This is a genomic window from Marinobacter sp. MBR-99 (assembly GCF_040547575.1).
In the GTDB taxonomy this organism is placed as follows: Bacteria; Pseudomonadota; Gammaproteobacteria; order Pseudomonadales; family Oleiphilaceae; genus Marinobacter.
On record NZ_JBEPPY010000017.1, the window covers coordinates 15,414 to 34,692 of the forward strand.

At 56.8% G+C, this 19,279-nt stretch carries 15 protein-coding genes and 3 tRNA genes; 5 read left to right on the forward strand and 13 right to left on the reverse strand.

Annotation, left to right across the window (positions count from 1 at the left end; all coding sequences use genetic code 11):
- Positions 1-31: 31 nt before the first annotated feature.
- The 4 genes from ABIE59_RS14495 to dbpA form a co-directional block, all read right to left on the reverse strand.
- On the reverse strand, positions 32-1,354 hold the full coding sequence (locus tag ABIE59_RS14495; RefSeq protein ID WP_354447989.1) for a sodium ion-translocating decarboxylase subunit beta: 1,323 nt from the start codon (positions 1,352-1,354) through the stop codon (positions 32-34).
- Positions 1,355-1,367: 13 nt separating this feature from the next.
- Positions 1,368-3,149: a sodium-extruding oxaloacetate decarboxylase subunit alpha gene (gene oadA, locus ABIE59_RS14500; RefSeq protein ID WP_354447991.1), complete on the reverse strand. Its 1,782-nt coding sequence runs from the start codon at positions 3,147-3,149 to the stop codon at positions 1,368-1,370.
- Between the two features lie 41 nt (positions 3,150-3,190).
- Complete coding sequence (locus ABIE59_RS14505) at positions 3,191-3,442, reverse strand: OadG family protein (RefSeq protein ID WP_138435533.1); 252 nt, start codon at positions 3,440-3,442, stop codon at positions 3,191-3,193.
- A gap of 223 nt (positions 3,443-3,665) precedes the next feature.
- The gene (gene dbpA / locus ABIE59_RS14510; RefSeq protein ID WP_354447993.1) at positions 3,666-5,039 is read right to left on the reverse strand and encodes an ATP-dependent RNA helicase DbpA; all 1,374 of its coding nucleotides are present in this window, start codon (positions 5,037-5,039) and stop codon (positions 3,666-3,668) included.
- Between the two features lie 104 nt (positions 5,040-5,143).
- Here dbpA and ABIE59_RS14515 point away from each other — a divergent pair, with 104 nt between their 5' ends.
- On the forward strand, positions 5,144-5,680 hold the full coding sequence (locus tag ABIE59_RS14515) for a DUF2058 domain-containing protein (protein ID WP_354447995.1): 537 nt from the start codon (positions 5,144-5,146) through the stop codon (positions 5,678-5,680).
- Between the two features lie 84 nt (positions 5,681-5,764).
- Here the strand turns inward: ABIE59_RS14515 and ABIE59_RS14520 are convergent, their stop codons facing one another.
- The 7 genes from ABIE59_RS14520 to alaS all read right to left on the reverse strand — a co-directional run bounded on the left by ABIE59_RS14520 (position 5,765) and on the right by alaS (position 10,939).
- Positions 5,765-5,956, reverse strand: coding sequence for a hypothetical protein (locus tag ABIE59_RS14520; protein WP_354447997.1), 192 nt, complete (start codon positions 5,954-5,956; stop codon positions 5,765-5,767).
- A 190-nt stretch (positions 5,957-6,146) separates the two neighbouring features.
- Positions 6,147-6,223 (reverse strand) — tRNA-Arg (locus ABIE59_RS14525).
- A 20-nt stretch (positions 6,224-6,243) separates the two neighbouring features.
- Positions 6,244-6,320 (reverse strand) — tRNA-Arg (locus tag ABIE59_RS14530).
- A gap of 58 nt (positions 6,321-6,378) precedes the next feature.
- A tRNA-Ser gene (locus ABIE59_RS14535) sits at positions 6,379-6,468 on the reverse strand.
- A 124-nt stretch (positions 6,469-6,592) separates the two neighbouring features.
- Entirely contained in the window at positions 6,593-6,790 is a 198-nt protein-coding gene (gene csrA, locus ABIE59_RS14540; RefSeq protein ID WP_354447999.1) for a carbon storage regulator CsrA, read from the reverse strand.
- 172 nt (positions 6,791-6,962) lie between these two features.
- On the reverse strand, positions 6,963-8,201 hold the full coding sequence (locus ABIE59_RS14545; RefSeq protein ID WP_138435531.1) for an aspartate kinase: 1,239 nt from the start codon (positions 8,199-8,201) through the stop codon (positions 6,963-6,965).
- A gap of 107 nt (positions 8,202-8,308) precedes the next feature.
- Positions 8,309-10,939, reverse strand: a complete 2,631-nt coding sequence (gene alaS / locus ABIE59_RS14550) for an alanine--tRNA ligase (protein WP_354448001.1) — start codon at positions 10,937-10,939, stop codon at positions 8,309-8,311.
- 159 nt (positions 10,940-11,098) lie between these two features.
- On the opposite strand from alaS, the gene ABIE59_RS14555 reads away from it, so the two are divergent.
- The gene (locus tag ABIE59_RS14555; protein ID WP_354448003.1) at positions 11,099-11,656 is read left to right on the forward strand and encodes an RDD family protein; all 558 of its coding nucleotides are present in this window, start codon (positions 11,099-11,101) and stop codon (positions 11,654-11,656) included.
- Positions 11,657-11,675: 19 nt separating this feature from the next.
- On the opposite strand, the gene lptG is transcribed toward ABIE59_RS14555, so the two are convergent.
- Together lptG and lptF are read right to left on the reverse strand one after the other, a co-directional pair.
- Positions 11,676-12,737 (reverse strand): LPS export ABC transporter permease LptG, encoded by a 1,062-nt coding sequence (gene lptG, locus ABIE59_RS14560; RefSeq protein ID WP_354448005.1) that lies wholly within the window; start codon positions 12,735-12,737, stop codon positions 11,676-11,678.
- On the reverse strand, positions 12,730-13,833 hold the full coding sequence (lptF, locus tag ABIE59_RS14565) for an LPS export ABC transporter permease LptF (RefSeq protein ID WP_354448007.1): 1,104 nt from the start codon (positions 13,831-13,833) through the stop codon (positions 12,730-12,732). The genes lptG and lptF overlap by 8 nt, the downstream gene beginning before the upstream one ends.
- 225 nt (positions 13,834-14,058) lie before the next feature.
- Between lptF and ABIE59_RS14570 the strand changes: the two genes are divergently transcribed.
- From ABIE59_RS14570 to ABIE59_RS14580, 3 genes are all read left to right on the forward strand, one after another.
- Positions 14,059-15,549 carry a leucyl aminopeptidase gene (locus ABIE59_RS14570; protein WP_354448009.1) on the forward strand — a complete coding sequence of 497 codons (1,491 nt, stop codon included), beginning with the start codon at positions 14,059-14,061 and terminating at the stop codon, positions 15,547-15,549.
- Complete coding sequence (locus ABIE59_RS14575; protein WP_354448011.1) at positions 15,539-16,048, forward strand: DNA polymerase III subunit chi; 510 nt, start codon at positions 15,539-15,541, stop codon at positions 16,046-16,048. Before ABIE59_RS14570 ends, ABIE59_RS14575 begins: the two co-directional genes overlap by 11 nt.
- Before the next feature lie 377 nt (positions 16,049-16,425).
- Positions 16,426-19,278, forward strand: coding sequence for a valine--tRNA ligase (locus ABIE59_RS14580; RefSeq protein WP_354448013.1), 2,853 nt, complete (start codon positions 16,426-16,428; stop codon positions 19,276-19,278).
- Position 19,279: the final 1 nt, after the last annotated feature.

A 19,279-nucleotide genomic window follows, 5' to 3' on the forward strand; every position in this document is an offset into this window, starting at 1 on the left:
AGGGTTCTCTCAATACAGCAGTGAACAACAATCAGCCAAGCAGCTTGATCATCACACCCGCTGCCACCGCAGAGCCGATAACACCAGCCACGTTCGGGCCCATCGCGTGCATCAGCAGGAAGTTCTGCGGGTTCGCCTCCAGGCCAACCTTGTTGGATACCCGCGCCGCCATCGGCACCGCAGACACCCCGGCAGAACCAATCAACGGGTTGATCGCTTCCTTGGTCACCTTGTTCATCAACTTGGCCATCAGGATACCGGCCGCTGTACCAACCGCAAAGGCCACCATGCCCAGCACCAGGATACCCAGAGTCTGGCCATCCAGGAACTTGTCTGCCACCAGCTTGGCGCCGACAGACAGACCCAGGAAGATGGTCACAATGTTGATCAGCGCGTTCTGGGCAGTGTCGCTCAAACGCTCAACCACGCCACACTCACGCATCAGGTTGCCAAAGCAGAACATACCCAGCAGCGGAGCCGCATCCGGCAGGAACAGAACCACCGCGATCAGTACCACGATCGGAAAGATGATTTTCTCTTTCTTGCTCACCGGGCGCAGCTGCGACATCTTGATGGCGCGCTCTTTCTGAGTAGTCAAAGCCTTCATGATCGGCGGCTGAATCATCGGCACCAGCGCCATGTAGGCGTAGGCGGAGACCGCGATGGCACCCAGCAGATGCGGAGCCAGAACGCTTGATACGTAGATAGACGTCGGCCCATCCGCGCCACCGATAATACCAATAGCCGCAGCCTCAAGAATGGTGAACTCAAGAACACCGGTCCAGTCCAGCAGCGCTGCACCAATCACGGTACCAAAGATACCGAACTGCGCAGCAGCGCCAAGCAGCAGTGTCTTCGGGTTAGCCAGCAGCGGGCCGAAATCGGTCATCGCGCCAACGCCCATGAAGATCAGCAGCGGGCCGACGGTAGAACCGATAATTACCATGTAGAAGCTGTGCAGCATGCCGTGGCTGTAACCAAGACTTTGAGCGATGGAGTTCGCAGCGCTCACCGTGCCGTAGCCTGCCGATTCATAGGCTTCCTTGAAGGCCGACTTCACCTCGGGCGTGACTGTCTGGCCAGCCTGATAGGCCACATCCAGAGTGCTCGCCAAAGCCGCATACACCTCAGGCTTCGCGAAATGGATGGCGTTCTCGGCCGCAGACAGGGCAAGCCCTGCCTCCGGAATATTCGCCAGAATGCCACCGAACCCGATGGGTACCAGCAGCAGCGGCTCAAACTTCTTGTTGATCGCAAGATAGAGAAGCACGAGGCCGACGATGATCATCACCACCTGGCCCGGCTCTATGTTGAACAGGCCACTACCTGTCCACAACGTCAATAACTTTTCCATGGAATGCTGGCCCTTATGCGATTGTCAGCATTTCATCATCAACGGAGACGGCATCCCCCTCCTTGATGAAGACTTCACCGATGGTACCGGCCTTGGGTGCGCGAACCTCGGTTTCCATTTTCATGGCTTCGAGGATAATCAGCACATCGCCCTCTTCCACGGTGTCACCCGGAGAAACGTGAACCTTCCAGATGTTACCGCCCAGAGGCGCTACCACAGGTTCGCCCTCACCGGCCGCCGGAGCTGGTGTTGCCGCAGCAGGCGCAGAGGCACCACCCTGGCCTTCAATCTGGCTGATCTCACCACCTTCGTTAACAGCAACCACGTACTTCTTGCCGTTAACTTCCACGGTGTAGGTCTCGGGGCCAGCGGCCTTCCTGGCGGGGGCAACGTCGTCGGCACTCGGTACCGGTTCGAACGCATCCGGGTTGTCACGGTTTTCCAGGAACTTCAGGCCAATCTGCGGGAACAGGGCGTAGGTCAGAACGTCATCAACTTCCTGCTCTGCCAGCTTGATACCCTTCTCTTTGGCGATGTCCTTCAGTTCCGCAGTCAGTTTGTCCATTTCCGGTTCAAGCACATCCGCCGGACGGCAGGTCATCACTTCCTTGCCATCCAGAACACGATCCTGCAGTTCTTTGTTCATGGGGGCCGGCGCTGCGCCGTACTCACCCTTCAGGATGGCAGCCGTTTCCTTGGAGATAGACTTGTAACGCTCACCGGTCAGAACATTCAATACCGCCTGGGTACCCACGATCTGGGAGGTCGGCGTTACCAGCGGAATAAAGCCCAGGTCTTCGCGAACCTTGGGAATCTCTTCCAGAACCTGGTCAAACTTGTCGCTGGCGTTCTGCTCACGCAACTGGTTTTCCATGTTGGTCAGCATGCCACCCGGCACCTGGGCAATCAGGATGCGGGAATCGGTTCCACGGAGGCTGCCTTCAAACTTGGCGTATTTCTTACGCACTTCGCGGAAATAAGCAGCTATTTCTTCCAGCAGGTTCAGGTCCAGGCCGGTATCACGATCGGTACCTTCCAGAATGGCCACGACTGCCTCAGTGGGCGAGTGGCCGTAAGTCATACTCATGGAGGAAATAGCGGTATCCACGTTATCAATTCCCGCTTCCGCAGCCTTGATGGCCGTAGCGGTAGACATGCCCGTGGTGGCGTGGCACTGCATGTGGATCGGAATATCCAGCTCTTTCTTCAGACGACTGACCAACTCATACGCTACATAAGGCTTGAGAATGCCCGCCATGTCTTTGATGGCGATCGAGTCGGCACCCATGTCGGCGACTTCTTTTGCCAGCTCAACCCACATGTCGATGGTGTGCACGGGGCTGGTGGTGTAGGCAATGGTGCCCTGGGCATGCTTGCCGGTTTTACGCACAGCCTTGATGGCACGGTCCATGTTGCGAGGATCGTTCATCGCGTCGAAAATACGGAACACGTCAACGCCATTCTCGGCGGCACGCTCACAGAAACGGTCAACCACATCATCCGCGTAATGGCGATAGCCCAACAGGTTCTGACCACGCAACAGCATCTGCTGCTGGGTGTTGGGCATGGCTTTTTTCAGCTCGCGGATGCGTTCCCATGGGTCTTCGCCAAGGTAACGGATACAGGAATCAAAGGTAGCACCACCCCAGGATTCCAGAGACCAGAAACCGACTTTGTCGAGTTTCTCGGCAATGGGCAGCATGTCATCAAGCCGCATACGGGTGGCAAGCAGGGATTGGTGGGCGTCACGCAGAATTACGTCCGTAATCCCCAGCGGTTTCTTGGTATCAGTCATCGTGTCAGCCTTCTGTTAAAAGGTTCTAATCGTGCAACGGGTCACTTCTTGTGGCGTGCCCGATATTGTGCAATCGCCTTCTTGATGGCCTCGGCGGTGTCAGGATCAACCGACGCGGGCGCCTTCGGCTTGGCACGTGGCGTTTTGGCCGGGGTTGCCGGCTCTGGCGGCGCAAACCGTCCAATGAGTTTGGACATGAGCAGTGTCGCGAAAACCAGGATAACCAGGAACGCAAACACAAAGCCCATACCAGCAATCATCAACTCGACGGCTTGTGACATCAGCTCATTCATATCGAATAGCTACCTGTATTGATTTGTATGATTTCCCCGCTTTGCCGCCTTCAGCCGTCAGACCAAAGTCTAATGGCCGGAACAAACAAATCGGGAGGCAAAATCCTGCGTAATTTACCGTTTTCATTGATCAGGAGCAACCTGAAGTAAACATTTCTATAGGGACTTTCCGAGCTTCCTGGCCTGATCTGACACTCAACCTACTGATCCTCAGCAACCGGAATCAAGCATAACGAACCCTGATTTTGCGGCCTTTGACCTTACCTTTCTCAAGCCGGGCCAAAGCTTTATCTGCCCAGGCTTCGTCAACAGCCACAAAACACTGGAAATCGAACAAATCTATTTTTCCCACTGCCGTACCCGGAATACCCGCATCCCCCGTCAAAGCGCCCAGCACGTCGCCCGGGCGCACTTTGTCTTTTCGGCCACCGGCCAGGCACAGGGTTTTCATGGCCGGGCGCACCGGGCGTAATGCTTGCGCCAGCAGGCTTTCGGAATCACCCCAGACAACAGACTCCCCCCGAGCTGATTCAAGCCGCGAGACTTTATGGCCCTGGCTGGGCGCGCACAGAGTAATCGCGTGCCCCTGTTCACCGGCACGCCCGGTACGGCCAATGCGATGGGTGTGTACTTCCGGGTCGCGGGCCGGCTCTGCATTGATCACCAGGGGCAACGCTTTGATATCCAGACCACGAGCGGCCACGTCGGTGGCGACCATGACCGTGCAGCTCTGATTGGCGAATTTGACCAACGTGCTGTCCCTGTCTTTCTGCTCGAGATCCCCATGCAGTGACATAGCAGCAAAGCCGAGCGCCTCAAGCGCCTGCGCCAGCTCGTCGCAATCCCGCTTGGTCGTGCAGAAAACCAGAGAAGATACTGGCTGATACTCAGACAACAAGGCTGCCACTGCCCGAACTTTCTGGTCTGGCGATATTTCGTAGAACACCTCTGAAATACTGCTGGTAGCCTCTTCTGCCTCGATCCTGACATCCACTGGCTCAACCTGGAAGCGCTCGCTCATGGCCCGGATCGGCTCTGGCCAGGTTGCGGAAAACAGGAGGGTTTGCCGGGCTTTCGGTGTTTGCTCAAGAATGGACAACACCACCTCTTCAAACCCCATATCCAGCATTCGGTCTGCTTCATCCAGCACCAGAGTGTTCACGCGGTCCAGGGTCAGCGTGCCCTTGCGCAGGTGGTCATCAACCCTGCCCGGCGTGCCCACCACGATATGGGCACCATGACTGAGCGAGCCAATCTGCGGCCCTACAGGAACACCACCACACAGGGTGAGCACTTTAACGTTGTCTTTTGCCCGCGCCAGTTCTCTCAGAGCCTTGGACACCTGGTCCGCCAGCTCCCGGGTCGGGCACAACACCAGCGCCTGCACCGCAAACTGCTTGGGCTTCAGGCGCTCCACCAGTGGAATGCCGAAAGCAGCCGTCTTGCCACTGCCTGTCTGCGCCATGGCAATCACATCTTTGCCGGCCAGGGCTGGCGGCAATGCCTTGATCTGTATGCCAGTTGGCTGCTCAAAACCCAACCGCTGCAGATTTGCCTGCATGGCCTGAGAAAGCCCCAGCTCTTTAAAAGAAGACATAGAAAAATCCACGAGGTAAAGGTTTGTGGGTTATTGCGGGAATAACGTCGGCGTATACTAGAGGTTCATAATATGCAGTTTATCACGAATCCACGGAGTCACTGATGGCGTCTTTGCAGGAACAATTACTCAAGGCCGGGCTTGCTGATGAAAAAAAAGCCAAAAGCATCCGAAACGAAAAGCGCAAACAACGCAAACAGCAACCCAAGGGCGCAGTACAGGTAAATGAAACCGAGGAGCGCGCTCGCCAGGCTCGGCTTGAAAAAGCCGAGCGCGACCGGCAACTGAATCTTGAGCGCCAGAAAGAAGCTGAGAAAAGAGCTATCCAGGCCCAGATTCGCCAACTGGTCGAGACTAACAAGCTGAATCGCAGCCGCGCAGAAACCTCCTACCAGTTCGTGCACGACAAGAAGATCAAAAAGATCTTTGTTGACGACACCATGGTGGATCAACTGTCCCGCGGCCGCCTGGCCGTGGTGTTTGTTAACGGCGAATATGAAGTAGTTGCCGAGGGTGTCGCCCGCAAGATCATGGAGCGGGATGAGCTGGCAGTCATTGTACTGCACGACCGCGGCCAGGATGATAAGGGTGATGACGACCCTTATGCCGGATACGAAATTCCTGATGATCTGATGTGGTAAGCAAACGCTTCAGCTAAAGTCGGTAGCACCTACACCACTCGGCTACCGACTTTCTCTCCCCTGTAATGAAGACGCTGAACCTCGTCAGTGGAGCCGGTGCCTGTCAAAAATCTCCTTTACTTCCCGCTCCGCTTCCTCCGGCACGATAACTTTAACCAGTTTGTTTTCCTCATCGATATAAACGTTATCTCTCGGAATACCCGTGGCAATAAGATCGTCCCAGGTATTTTTGGCCTGATCGTGGCTATCGTAACCGCCATTCATTGTTTTGTTCATAGCTAGCACTCCCTGGCAAATGATTGGGTGTCACCAGAAAGAATAGGAGGAAGAGGCGGGATTGTACAACTTTTAACCAGTACGAAGATTCATTTGAACCGAACCTCTATCGGTTCAAATTCTCCCAGCTGTACAACGCAAAACGCCTCAACCTGTGGGCTGCACAAGCTGAGGCGCGTTGACTTTAATATGGCGCGGCTGGGAGGATTCGAACCTCCGACCGCCTGGTTCGTAGCCAGGTACTCTATCCAGCTGAGCTACAGCCGCTTAAAACAGGTTTGCGATAGTGGCGCGGCTGGGAGGATTCGAACCTCCGACCGCCTGGTTCGTAGCCAGGTACTCTATCCAGCTGAGCTACAGCCGCACATCTTTCGCAATGGTTGAATGCTACTTCAACCTGCTCTCGTTTCCCCGAAAAGAAATGGCGGAGAGGGAGGGATTCGAACCCTCGGTACGATTGCTCGTACGGTTCCTTAGCAGGGAACTGGTTTCAGCCACTCACCCACCTCTCCTTGAGAACGGGGCGTATACTACCATAATTTTTCTGTTTTCATAGGGTTGACACGAGTTTTTTCTTCCCGATTTCCCCCACCATCAAAAAAGCCGCTCAGGTTTCCCGTGAGCGGCTTCTATTGATCAGCTATTGCCCGGTTCCGGCTCGTCTGAGCCTTTTTCGGACTGAATCCGCTGATAGATTTCTTCACGGTGAACCGCGACGTCTTTCGGCGCGTTAACACCGATACGTACCTGATTCCCCTTCACCCCCAGAACGGTAACGGTAATCTCGTCACCGATCATCAGAGTTTCGCCAACACGGCGAGTTAAAATCAACATATCCCTTTCTCCCTATTCCAAACCAACCTGTTCCGACAACAAAATGTTGTACTTATAGCTTTTATAAAGAGATCACTGATCATACTAAAGACGCAATAATACTTATACCCCTTCGCATCTCCATAGCTATTATCAATGACCTCAAAAAGGCACGCTTGCGAGCATCCTGCTGTTAAGCGCCCTCGTCCACCCCGGCCTGATCCAGTTCAAACGCACTGTGCAGTGCACGAACCGCCAGTTCGAGATACTTCTCATCGATCACCACCGAAATCTTGATTTCTGAGGTGGAGATCATCTGAATATTAATACCTTCTTTGGAAAGTGCCTCAAACATTTTGGTTGCCACACCGGCGTGCGAACGCATACCCACACCCACAATGCTTACTTTGGCAATCTTACTGTCACCACCTACTTCGCCGGCACCCAGTTCACTGGTGATGCCACGCAGAACTTCCTGAGCACGTTTAAAATCGTTACGGTGAACAGTGAAGGTGAACGCAGTTTTGTTATCCTCACCCACGTTCTGGACGATCATGTCCACTTCGATATTGGCATCACTGACCGGCTTCAGAATCCGCAGGGCGCTACCCGGGGTATCAGGCACGCCGGAAATGGTCAGTTTGGCTTCATCACGATTGAAAGCAATGCCGGAAACAACCGGTTGTTCCATGGCGTTCTCATCCTCAAAAGTAATCAGGGTGCCTTCACCTTCCTGGAAGCTGGAAAGCACTCTTAATGGAACATTATATTTACCTGCAAATTCGACGGCACGAATCTGGAGCACTTTCGAGCCCAGGCTGGCCATCTCGAGCATTTCTTCAAATGTAATACGATCCAGCCGGCGGGCGCTGTCTACAACTCGCGGGTCGGTCGTGTAAACGCCATCCACGTCGGTGTAGATCTGGCATTCATCAGCCTTCAGGGCAGCCGCCAGGGCCACAGCCGTGGTGTCTGAACCGCCGCGTCCAAGCGTGGTGATGTTGCCGTGTTCATCAATACCCTGGAAGCCTGCAACAACCACTACCCGCCCGGCGTCCAGGTCTTCACGCATGCGCTGCTCATCAATCTGTTTGATGCGCGCCTTGGTGTGGCTGCTGTCCGTCAGGATACGTACCTGTGGACCAGTGTAGGAGCGGGCATCACAACCGCGCTTCTGCAGCGCCATTGACAACAGCGCTATGGTGACCTGCTCACCGGTCGATACCAGTACGTCCATTTCCCGGGGTACCGGATCTTCCATAATGTCGTTGGCAAGGGCGATCAGCCGGTTGGTTTCTCCGCTCATGGCCGAGACCACAACCACCACATCGTGCCCGTCTTTACGGAACTGACACACCTTGTCAGCCACCGCCTCAATCCGCTCGGTTGTACCAACGGACGTACCACCAAATTTCTGAACCAACAGAGCCATGTTTTGCCAAACTCCGAACCGGGGACTCGAGGCGGAGCACCGATTGCCCGCCCATCAAATAAAGCGGGCGGAATTATAAACCTCCGCCCGCGTCCAAAAACAGTTGCTTAACCGATATTTTGTTCAACCCAGGCCGGAACGCCTGCCAGCGCATCCGCCAGCTTGGACGGATCGTTACCGCCACCCTGGGCCATGTCAGGGCGTCCGCCACCCTTACCGTCCACTTGCGCCGCCAGGTGCTTCATCAGGTCGCCGGCTTTGATGCGGCCTGTAGCAGACTTGGTAACGCCGGCAACCAGTGTAACCTTGCCGTCGTCCACGGTGGCCAGAACCACCACACCCTCGCCCAGTTTATTCTTCAACTGGTCGGCGGTTTCCATCAGCGCCTTGCGGTCAGCGCCTTCCAGCTCTGCCGCGACCACTTTGAGCCCGGCCACCTCTACTGCATTACCTGCAAGGTCACTGCCTGCCGAGCTGGCTAGCTTGGCTTTCAGTGCGTCGACATCTTTTTCCAGCTGGCGGTTACGGTCGAGAACCTGCTGGACTTTATCCACTACAGTCTCACGGGTACCTTTAACCAGGCGGGCCGTTTCGCGCAGGGTGCGTTCAGTGGCGTCCAGCCACTCCAGGGCACCGAACCCGGTCACCGCCTCGATACGGCGAACACCGGAGGAAATACCGCTTTCCGAGGTAATCCTGAAAAGGCCAATATCACCGGTGCGAGACACGTGGGTGCCACCACAAAGCTCCACGGAATAACTCTCAGTCCCCATACTTAACACCCGGACCACATCACCGTACTTCTCACCGAACAGAGCCATGGCGCCTTTCTCTTTGGCCGTCTCCATGTCGGTCACATCGACCTGAACAGGCGTATTTTCCAGGATCTGTTCGTTTACCTGACGCTCGATTTCTTTCAACTGCTCCGGAGTGACCGCTTCAAAATGAGAGAAATCGAAGCGTAGTTTGTCCGGATCTACCAGCGAGCCTTTCTGAGTGACATGCTCCCCCAGCACCTTGCGCAGTGCAGCATGCAACAGGTGCGTGGCGGAATGATTGCGCTTGGTTCGCTCACGACGGGCGTGATCAATACGGGCATCCACTTCCAGGCCCGGGAACAACTCGCCCTCTACCAATGTGCCCACGTGCAGGTGGTTGTCGCCTTCCTTACGGGTATCGGTTACCTGGAAGCGACCACCGCTCCAGGTTAGCAGGCCGGTATCACCAACCTGGCCGCCGGATTCCGCATAAAACGGCGTACGCTCCAGCACCACCACGCACTCATCGCCAGCCTCGGCGGTCTTCTCTTCACCATTCACCAGAACGGTGCGAATGCGTTCATGGCCGTCAATGTGGTCATATCCGGTGAACTCGGTCCTGCCCTCAATGGTGATGCCGGCGGCGTTGTAATCAATGCCGAACTTGCTGGCCGCACGGGCACGGTCACGTTGGGCATCCATAGCCTTTTCGTAGCCTTCGTAGTCCAGGGTCAGGCCCCGTTCCCGGGCGATGTCGTTGGTCAAATCCACCGGGAAGCCGTAGGTGTCATACAGGGTAAATACGGTTTCGCCGGGAATTTCCGTACCCTTCAGTTCAGCGATATCCTGCTCAAGCAGTCGCAGACCTTTGTCCAGGGTCTTGGCGAATTGCTCTTCTTCCTGCAACAGCACCTTCTCAATCTGTTTGCGGCTGCTGACCAGTTGCGGGTAGGCCTCGCCCATCAACTCCACCAGGGCGCCGGTCAGTTTGTAGAAGAACGGCTGGGTTGCGCCCAGCTTGTTACCGTGGCGGGCTGCACGGCGGATGATCCGGCGCAGCACAAAGCCACGACCTTCGTTTGACGGCATCACACCATCGGCAATCAGGAAGGCGCAGGAGCGGATATGGTCTGCCACCACTCGCAGAGAGGCTTCGGTGGTCGCCGCACCACCCAGAATCTCGGAAGCCGCCTTGAGCAAATCCTGGAACAGGTCAATCTCATAATTGCTGTGAACACCTTGCAGCACCGCCGCAATCCGCTCCAGCCCCATACCGGTGTCCACCGAAGGCTTGGGCAGGTTCAGCATCTCGCCATCGGCGGTGCGGTTGTACTGCATGAACACCACGTTCCAGATCTCGATGTACCGGTCGCCATCTTCTTCGGGGCTTCCGGGAGGTCCGCCCGCCACATCCGGGCCGTGGTCGTAGAAAATTTCGGTGCAGGGGCCACAGGGGCCGGTGTCGCCCATCTGCCAGAAGTTATCGGAAGCGTAGCGACCACCTTTATTGTCGCCAATCCGGATAATCCGCTCAGCCGGAACACCTACTTCTTTGTTCCAGATATCAAAGGCTTCGTCGTCTTCCGCGTACACGGTTACCCAGAGCTTTTCCTGGGGCAGGTTCAGGTGCTGCTTACCGGTCAGGAAGGTCCAGGCAAAATTGATGGCTTCACGCTTGAAGTAATCGCCAAAGCTGAAGTTACCCAGCATTTCGAACAACGTGTGGTGGCGGGCGGTGTAGCCAACGTTTTCCAGGTCGTTGTGTTTACCACCGGCGCGCACACACTTCTGGGATGAGGTCGCCCGGGTGTAGACGCGTTCTTCCCGGCCAAGGAAGGTATCCTTGAACTGGTTCATGCCAGCGTTCGTAAACAGCAGTGTGGGGTCGTCTGCCGGCACCAGTGAACTGCTCGGCACAATGGTGTGCCCCTGCTGTTTGAAATATTCCAGAAACGCCTGTCGCAACTCTGCGGTTTTCATAGACCTTTGATACCTTTCGACCTTAAACACCTTGCCTGAAACCCGCCGGAATAGCCGGCAAGTCCGCGATTGAAATACGAATACTTACATGTGTGTGCAAATCCGCTACTCTAGCACACGCCGAGAACAGGAAAAACGTGAAACCTCACAGGAGATTCCATGCCCCGACGCTTTCATAACGCCGAGGAACTTTTACCGCCCGCAACCGCACTCAAGCGGGCCCTGGCCATCATCTACGATGGGTTGATCAGCATTGCCGTGCTGCTGGTGGCCACCTGGGCTTACACCATGGCCGCCGGCTGGCTTACCGGTTGGGAACAGTATGAGCAGATGGCCGAAGCTGGCGAACTCGAAGGCGGCCCCGGGCTTACCTTTACCCTGTTCCTTGTGCTCTACCTGTTCTTTGCCTACTTCTGGACACGCATCGGCCAAACTCTGGGCATGCAGGTATGGCGCATTCGCATTGAGAACCTGGATGGCACGTCTGTCAGCTGGACCCAGGCCTTGCTGCGTTATGGCAGTGCAGCGGCAGTGATCGTAGTAACCATGATCGCCGCTTATTACGTTGGTTCCCTGACACTCCTGCTCACGGTGCCCGCTGTGATCGCCCTGTTCTACCCGATCAACGGCCTGTCGCTGACCGATCGCGCATCCAACAGCGTGGTTGTGGCCGTGCCCGCACCAAACAAATCAAAAACCGCCAAAAACAAAAAATAATGCGCCCGGGCCGGCCATCTCAGCCGGCCCGCCGCATCAAAACAGCACCCACCACTGCGTTCACCAGAATCGGTGCCAGTACTGCCAGAAGCGGGTTAAAACCGTAGACCATGCTCATTGGCCCCAACAGATCCTGCATGTACTTGAACAACAGGCCCACCAGCAGCCCGGTAAATACCCGGAAGCCCATGGTCACGGAGCGCAACGGGCCGAAGATAAAGGAAATTGCCACCAACACCATCACCGCCGTACCCAGCGGCATCAGCGCTTTCTTCCAGAATGCCAGCCAGTATCGGGACGCCGTCAGCCCCTGCTCACCCAGGTAATTGGCATAGGTGTACAGACCTGCCATGGAAAGATTTTCCGGTTTAACAATCAGCACACTCAGCACTTCGGGTGACAAGCCGGTTTCCCAGCGCAAAACAGCATGCTCGTTGCGCAAAGTACGATCTTCCTCAATCCGCGTGGAGACGACCTTCTCCAGCAACCAATGATCACCCTGGAAAATCGCTCTCTCAGCAAAACTGGACACCTCCAGTTGCCGGTCGTCGCCAAAGCGGAACAAAGACACACCGTGCAATACGCCATTCGGCTGAACCGCATTCAGGTGCATAAAGGTGTTCCCTTCCCTGTGCCAGACACCATGGGCCGAAGCCACATTTCTACTCGCCCCCAGGGCCACCGCCTTGTCGCTCTGCGCCATGCGCTCTGTTGTTGGCGCAACGTACTCACCAATGGCAAGACCAAGCAACACCACCACAAGGGCCGGCTTCATGGCTGACCAGACGATGCGGCGGATGGAAACCCCAGCGGCCCGGATTACCGTCAGCTCAGAGGAGCTGGCCATGGCACCCAGCCCAACAAGACACCCCATGAAAGCACCCAACGGCAGGTAGTCATAGATCCGCCTTGGCAAGGTCAGAAACACATACCAGAGCGCCTGAAGGGTCTGGTAATCGTTGCGGGTATCATCCAGCTCGGCAATAAAGGCGAAAATCACATCCAGTGACAACACCACCATCATTACCAGGAACATGGCACCGCCCACGGTGCGCATAACGTAGCCATCGATTCTACGCATGGGCGCGGGCCTCCTTTTCCAGGCGGCGCCGGTACAACCAGGCTGGCCCGAACTGCAACCACAACCCCAGCGCCAGGAATATCACATGCACCCACAACATGCCGATCCACTCAGGCACCTTCCCATCAGCCAGGGCGTCCCTCGCAACAATCAGCAATCCCAGATAGGTGATATAAACCAGCATCGCCGGCAACAGGTGAAAGAACCGGCCCTGGCGTGGGTTAACCCGGCTCAGCCTAACCGCCAGCAAGGTCACGATGGGCACAATCAACGGCAGTGAAAAGCGCCAGTGCAACAGCGCCCGATCCTCCGGCTTATCCGATTGCCAGAGCGCCATGGTACTGATGCCTTCCTCAAGCTCGCGGTTACCAGCCTCACCCCCCATGATTTTCAGGCCATAAGCCTCAAAGCGGGTAACGTTGTAATCCAGGTTGCCCGGGCGCCCCTGAAAACGCCCGCCGTTCTCAAGTATCAGAAAACGACTGCCGGTTTCCTGATCGATCAGCTGGGAACCAGACTCGGCAGTAATCAGCGTCACCCCTTCGCCGTTAAGATTGTATTCTGCAATAAACACACCCTGAAGCTGTCGTTTGTCATCGCTCAAAGCCTCTGTGTAGGTAACCCGGCTACCGGATGTAAAGTCCTGAAAACGCCCGGGCGCCAGCATCTCAAACTCTGTGGCGGTGCGCGCCTCGTTGAAAATTGCCTCCACCTGTTTCATACCCCATGGCGACACGTACAGGCTCATGCCAGCTACCACCAGCATCACCGGAACACAGCCAAGCAGGGTTTTCGCCAGCAACTGCCTGTCGCTGACACCGCAGGCAAACAACACCGTCATTTCACTTTCAAGATACATCCGCCCGTATGCCAGCAGAATGCCGATAAACAATCCAAGGGGCAGAATCAGCTCAAGAAATCCCGGAAAGCGGTACGCCATGATGGAGAACAGAACGCCGGCGGGAATCTCGCCCTCGGCCGCATTGCCCAGGTACTTGATAAAGCGCCCACTCATAAACACCAGCAGCAGGATGCCGGAAACAGCAACCATGCTGACCATAATCTGGCGAATGATGTAACGGAAAACGATGTTCAAATCAGTCTCTCTGGCAGCGCCGAAGCGGGAGATGGTCGATAACGGAAACTGCGGGTATTCTATGTAACCTTGGCGATGAATAACAGCACAAGCCCAATACGATAAAGCCATCGTAACGATACAAGCCTGCCGCTTGATTAATAGAGCTTTTGCCCCAATCCTATTGGCATCGGATTAATAACGCCTACCACATTCAATAAGCACAAGCTTACAACGGGAGTTGCCATGAATTTCAGCCTGAGCAGCAAAGCCATTACCGCCACCAAAACCGATTGCCTGGTTATCGCGGTGCCTGAGAAGGGCGAGTGGCCGGAAACCACAAAAGTAGCAGACGAAGCACTGGGGGGGCTGATCAAGCAACTTGAAAAAGCAGGCGACCTGACTGGCAAGAACGCATCTGTAAACACGCTGCCCCTGGTCGACCAACCATGGCAGCGCGTGGTTGTGGTCGGCACCGGCAAAGACAGCGACCGCACGTCAGCCAACTTTCGCAAGGCACTGATCGCCATGATGGGCGTCCTGAAAGACGGCCCATCCAAGAGCGCACTGATCTGCCTGGCCGACACCAGCCTGCAGGGCGAGGACGCAGTCAGCTCCGAAGAAGCCCGCCTGAACCTGATCGGACGCATTCTGGAAGACCAGCTCTACACCTTCACCGAGTTCAAGAGTGAAAAGCCAGCTGCCCGTAAACTCAAGAAGGTAGTGGTGCAGGCCTCCGGTTCCGCCAAGGCCCTGAAAGACGCCTTTAACCAGGGCCTGGCTACCGGCCGGGGCATGAATTACACCAAAGATCTGGGCAACACTCCGCCCAACATCTGCCACCCAGTCTGGCTCGCCGAGCAGGCCAAGAACATGGCCAGGGAACACGACTGCATCAAGACCGAAGTACTTGATGAAAAACAGATGGAAAAGCTTGGCATGAACACCATCCTGGCCGTGGGCAAAGGCTCCAAACAGCCCCCGCGACTGATTGTGATGGAATACCGTGGTGGCAAAGCCAAAGACAAACCCTACGTACTGGTGGGTAAAGGCATCACCTTCGACACCGGTGGCATCAGCCTCAAGCCCGGCGAAGGCATGGACGAAATGAAATACGACATGGGCGGTTCCGCCAGCGTGTTCGGCACCATGAAAGTGCTGGCCGAAACCAAACCCAAGATCAACGTGGTTGCCGTCATCGCCGCTGCCGAAAACATGCCGGATGGCGGCGCGTCCCGCCCCGGAGACATTGTCACCACCCTGAGCGGCATGACCGTTGAAATCCTCAACACCGACGCCGAAGGCCGCCTGGTACTTTGCGACGCCCTCACTTACGTCAAGAAGTTCGACCCGGAAGCCGTGGTCGACATGGCCACCCTCACCGGTGCCTGCATCATTGCTTTGGGTAACCAGGCCACCGGCCTGCTGTCCAACAACGACGAACTGGCCAACGAATTGCTGGCCGCCGGCGAACGCACCGGCGACCGCGCCTGGCGCCTGCCGCTATGGGATGAATACCAGAGCCAGCTCGACAGCAACTTCGCCGACATGGCCAACATCGGTGGCCGCCCCGCTGGCACCATCACCGCCGCCTGCTTCCTGAGCCGATTCGCAAAAGACTACCGCTGGGCCCACCTGGACATCGCCGGCACCGCCTGGAACTCCGGCAAAGCCAAAGGATCCACCGGCCGCCCGGTTCCCCTGCTGGTCGACTACCTGATGTCCCATGCAGGATAATCAGCCAAACCCACCGGAGGCCGGCAGCACCGCTGCCGCCCCCTCCGGCCGGGACGACCAGAACCAGCGCTACTGGTTCCACATCCTAGCCCAAAACACCCCCGTAGCCCGCAACCTCCACGCCGCCAAACTCGTGGACAAAGCCTGGCAGCAGGGCGACCGCGTTTGCATCCTCTGCGACACCGAAGACCAGGCCAAAGAACTCGACGACCTGCTGTGGAACCTCGCGCCCGATGCCTTCATCCCCCACAGCATCGCCCAAGACCCAACCACCCCCTGCCCCGACCCGGTAGGCATCCTGCTTTACCCGCCGGCCGCCACGGACTGGGATACCGTTATCGTGCTGTCCTCGACACTGCCGGAAGATGCTGACCACTACAGGCGGCTGGCCTTGGTTGCCCACAATGATCCGGCGGTGCTAAACCAGGCTCGGGGGCATTACAAGCAGCTGCGGACGATGGGGATTGAGGCGCGGGTGCATGATATGCGGCGGCGGTGATTGTTTTTTGCCACTAAATCCACGAAAGGACACGAAAGGAAAAAGATTTTTGCCACGGACGCTCACGGACCGAAACGGACAAAAAACGAAAAGCTAAACTCACCAGCGAACAGCACAAAGTCAAATCTGTGGGGTTGGGGGTAGGCTTTCCAAAAATCTCGTAGGCCATGGATGGCCGGAGCGAAGCGCACATGGATGTGCTCGTAGCGTTTTTTGGAAAGCCTACCCTCAACCCCACAAAGCACCAACCTAGCAGGCTACCGAAACCGAAGCCCCGACGAGCCTCGAAGGTTCGCCGCAACCAAAGCGACCATGTATAATCGGCCCACTCAGAATTTCCCTATGTGAATCAACCAAAACGGTCACTGCATAATCCCATGGAAAAAACCTACCAGCCAGAAAACATCGAGCGCCAGTGGTACGAAAACTGGGAATCCAAAGGCTATTTCCGCCCCAGCGGCGAGGGCGACTCCTACAGCATCGCCATCCCGCCACCCAACGTGACCGGCAGCCTGCACATGGGCCATGCGTTCCAGCACACCATCATGGACACCCTCACCCGCTTCAAGCGCATGCAAGGCCGTAACGCATTGTGGACCGTCGGCACAGACCACGCCGGCATCGCCACCCAGATGGTGGTGGAACGCAAACTGGCCGCCGAAGAAGACAAAACCCGCCACGACCTGGGCCGGGAAGAATTCATCAAGCGCATCTGGGACTGGAAAGAACACTCCGGTGGCACCATCACCCGCCAGATGCGCCGCCTCGGCAACTCCGTGGACTGGAGCAACGAACGCTTCACCATGGACGAAGGCTTCTACAAAGCCGTGCAGGAAGTGTTTATCCGCCTGTACGAAGACGGCCTGGTATACCGCGGCAAACGGCTGGTGAACTGGGACCCGAAACTGCACACCGCCATCTCTGACCTTGAAGTCGAGAACAAGGAAGAGAAAGGCTATTTCTGGCACCTGCGCTACCCTCTGGCCGATGGCCAGAAGACCCAGGATGGTAAAGACTACGTGATCGTCGCCACCACCCGCCCGGAAACCATGCTGGGCGACACCGCCGTGGCCGTCCACCCGGACGACGAACGCTACCAGCATCTGATTGGCCAGCACGTCCTGCTGCCACTGGTAAACCGCCGTATTCCCATCGTGGCCGACCACCACGCTGACCCTGAAAAGGGCTCCGGCTGTGTGAAGATCACCCCCGCCCACGACTTCAACGACTACGCCGTGGGCAAGCGCAACAACCTGCCCATGATCAACGTCATGACACAGGACGCCAATATTCGCGATGTAGCCGAGGTCTTCAACGCGGACGGCACCGAGAATTCCGAGATTAACAGCGCCCTGCCAGCCGCTTATGCCGGCCTGAGCCGGGAAGCGGCCCGCAAGCAGATTGTCGCCGACATGGAATTGGCGGGCCTGGTCGAAAAAATCGAGGATCATGTTCTGAGCGTGCCCCGTGGCGACCGCTCCGGCCTGATCATCGAGCCGATGCTTACAGACCAGTGGTTTGCCGATGCCAAGACCCTGGCCAAGCCGGCTATTGAAGCGGTAGAAGACGGTCGTATCCAGTTCGTGCCCAAACAGTACGAAAACATGTACTTCGCCTGGATGCGCGACATCCAGGACTGGTGTATCTCCCGTCAGCTCTGGTGGGGCCACCGGATTCCCGCCTGGTACGATGCAGACGGCAACATCTATGTCGGCCGGAGCGAGGCTGAAGTGCGCAGTAAACACCAGCTCTCAGACACATTGGAACTCAAGCAGGACGACGATGTACTGGACACCTGGTTCAGCTCCGCCCTGTGGACTTTCGGCACCCTGGGCTGGCCGGAAATCACCGAACGCCTGAAGACGTTCCACCCCACCGACGTACTGGTGACCGGTTTCGACATCATTTTCTTTTGGGTCGCCCGGATGATCATGATGACCATGCACTTCATGAAAAACGAAGACGGCACTCCCCAGGTGCCCTTCCATACTGTGTATGTCACCGGCCTGATCCGGGACGAGCACGGCGACAAGATGTCCAAGTCCAAGGGTAACGTGATCGACCCGCTGGACATGATCGATGGCATCAGCCTGCCGGACCTTCTGGAAAAACGTACCGGCAACCTGATGCAGCCCAAGCTGGCTGAGAAAATCGGCAAGCGCACCGAAAAGGAATTCCCGGAAGGCATCGCCGCCCACGGCACCGACGCCCTGCGCTTTACCCTGGCCGCCATGGCCACCACCGGCCGTGACATCAACTGGGACATGAAGCGCCTGGAAGGCTACCGCAACTTCTGCAACAAGCTGTGGAACGCCGCCCGCTACGTGCTGATGAACACCGAGGGTGAAGACTGTGGCGTCAACGACGAGCCGGTGGAACTGTCCCTGGCCGACCGCTGGATCATCAGCGAACTACAGAACTGCGAGCAGGAGGTCATCCGCCACCTGGACCAGTACCGCTTTGACCTGGCCGCCTATGCCCTGTACGAGTTCATCTGGAACGAATACTGCGACTGGTACCTGGAACTGTCCAAGCCAGCCCTGGGCGACGACAACGCCAGTGCCGAGGCCAAGCGCGGCACCCGTCGCACCCTGGTTCGGGTGCTGGAAGCCGTACTGCGCCTGGCACACCCGATGATGCCATTCATCACCGAGGAAATCTGGCAACGCATTGCCCCGCTCGCCGGCAAACAGGGTGACAGCATCATGCTCCAGCCATACCCGCAGCCGGATGCCAGCAAGCAGGATGCCGCCGTGGCCGCCGATATCGAATGGCTCAAGGGCGTGATCGTGGCCGTACGCAACATCCGTGGCGAGATGAACATCTCCCCGGCCAAACAGGTTCCGGTGCTGCTGAAAGGCGGCAATGCTGATGACGAGCGCCGCCTGAACGACAACCGCCAATTCCTGATGTCCCTGGCCAAGCTGGAGAAACTGGAATGGTTTGAAGGCGACAAGGCCCCCATGAGCGCCACCCAGCTGGTGGGCGAAATGGAAGTGCTGGTGCCCATGGCCGGCCTGATCGACAAGGATGCCGAACTCAAGCGCCTGGACAAGGAACTGGAACGCCTGAACAAGGAAATCGGCCGCCTGGAAGGCAAGCTGAACAACGAGAAGTTTACCGCCAAGGCCCCGGCCGAAGTGGTCGAGAAAGAGCAGGAGAAGCTGAAGGATGCGCAAGGCAGCCTGCAACGGCTCAGCGCACAACGGGCTGAAATCGAGGCCATGTAAG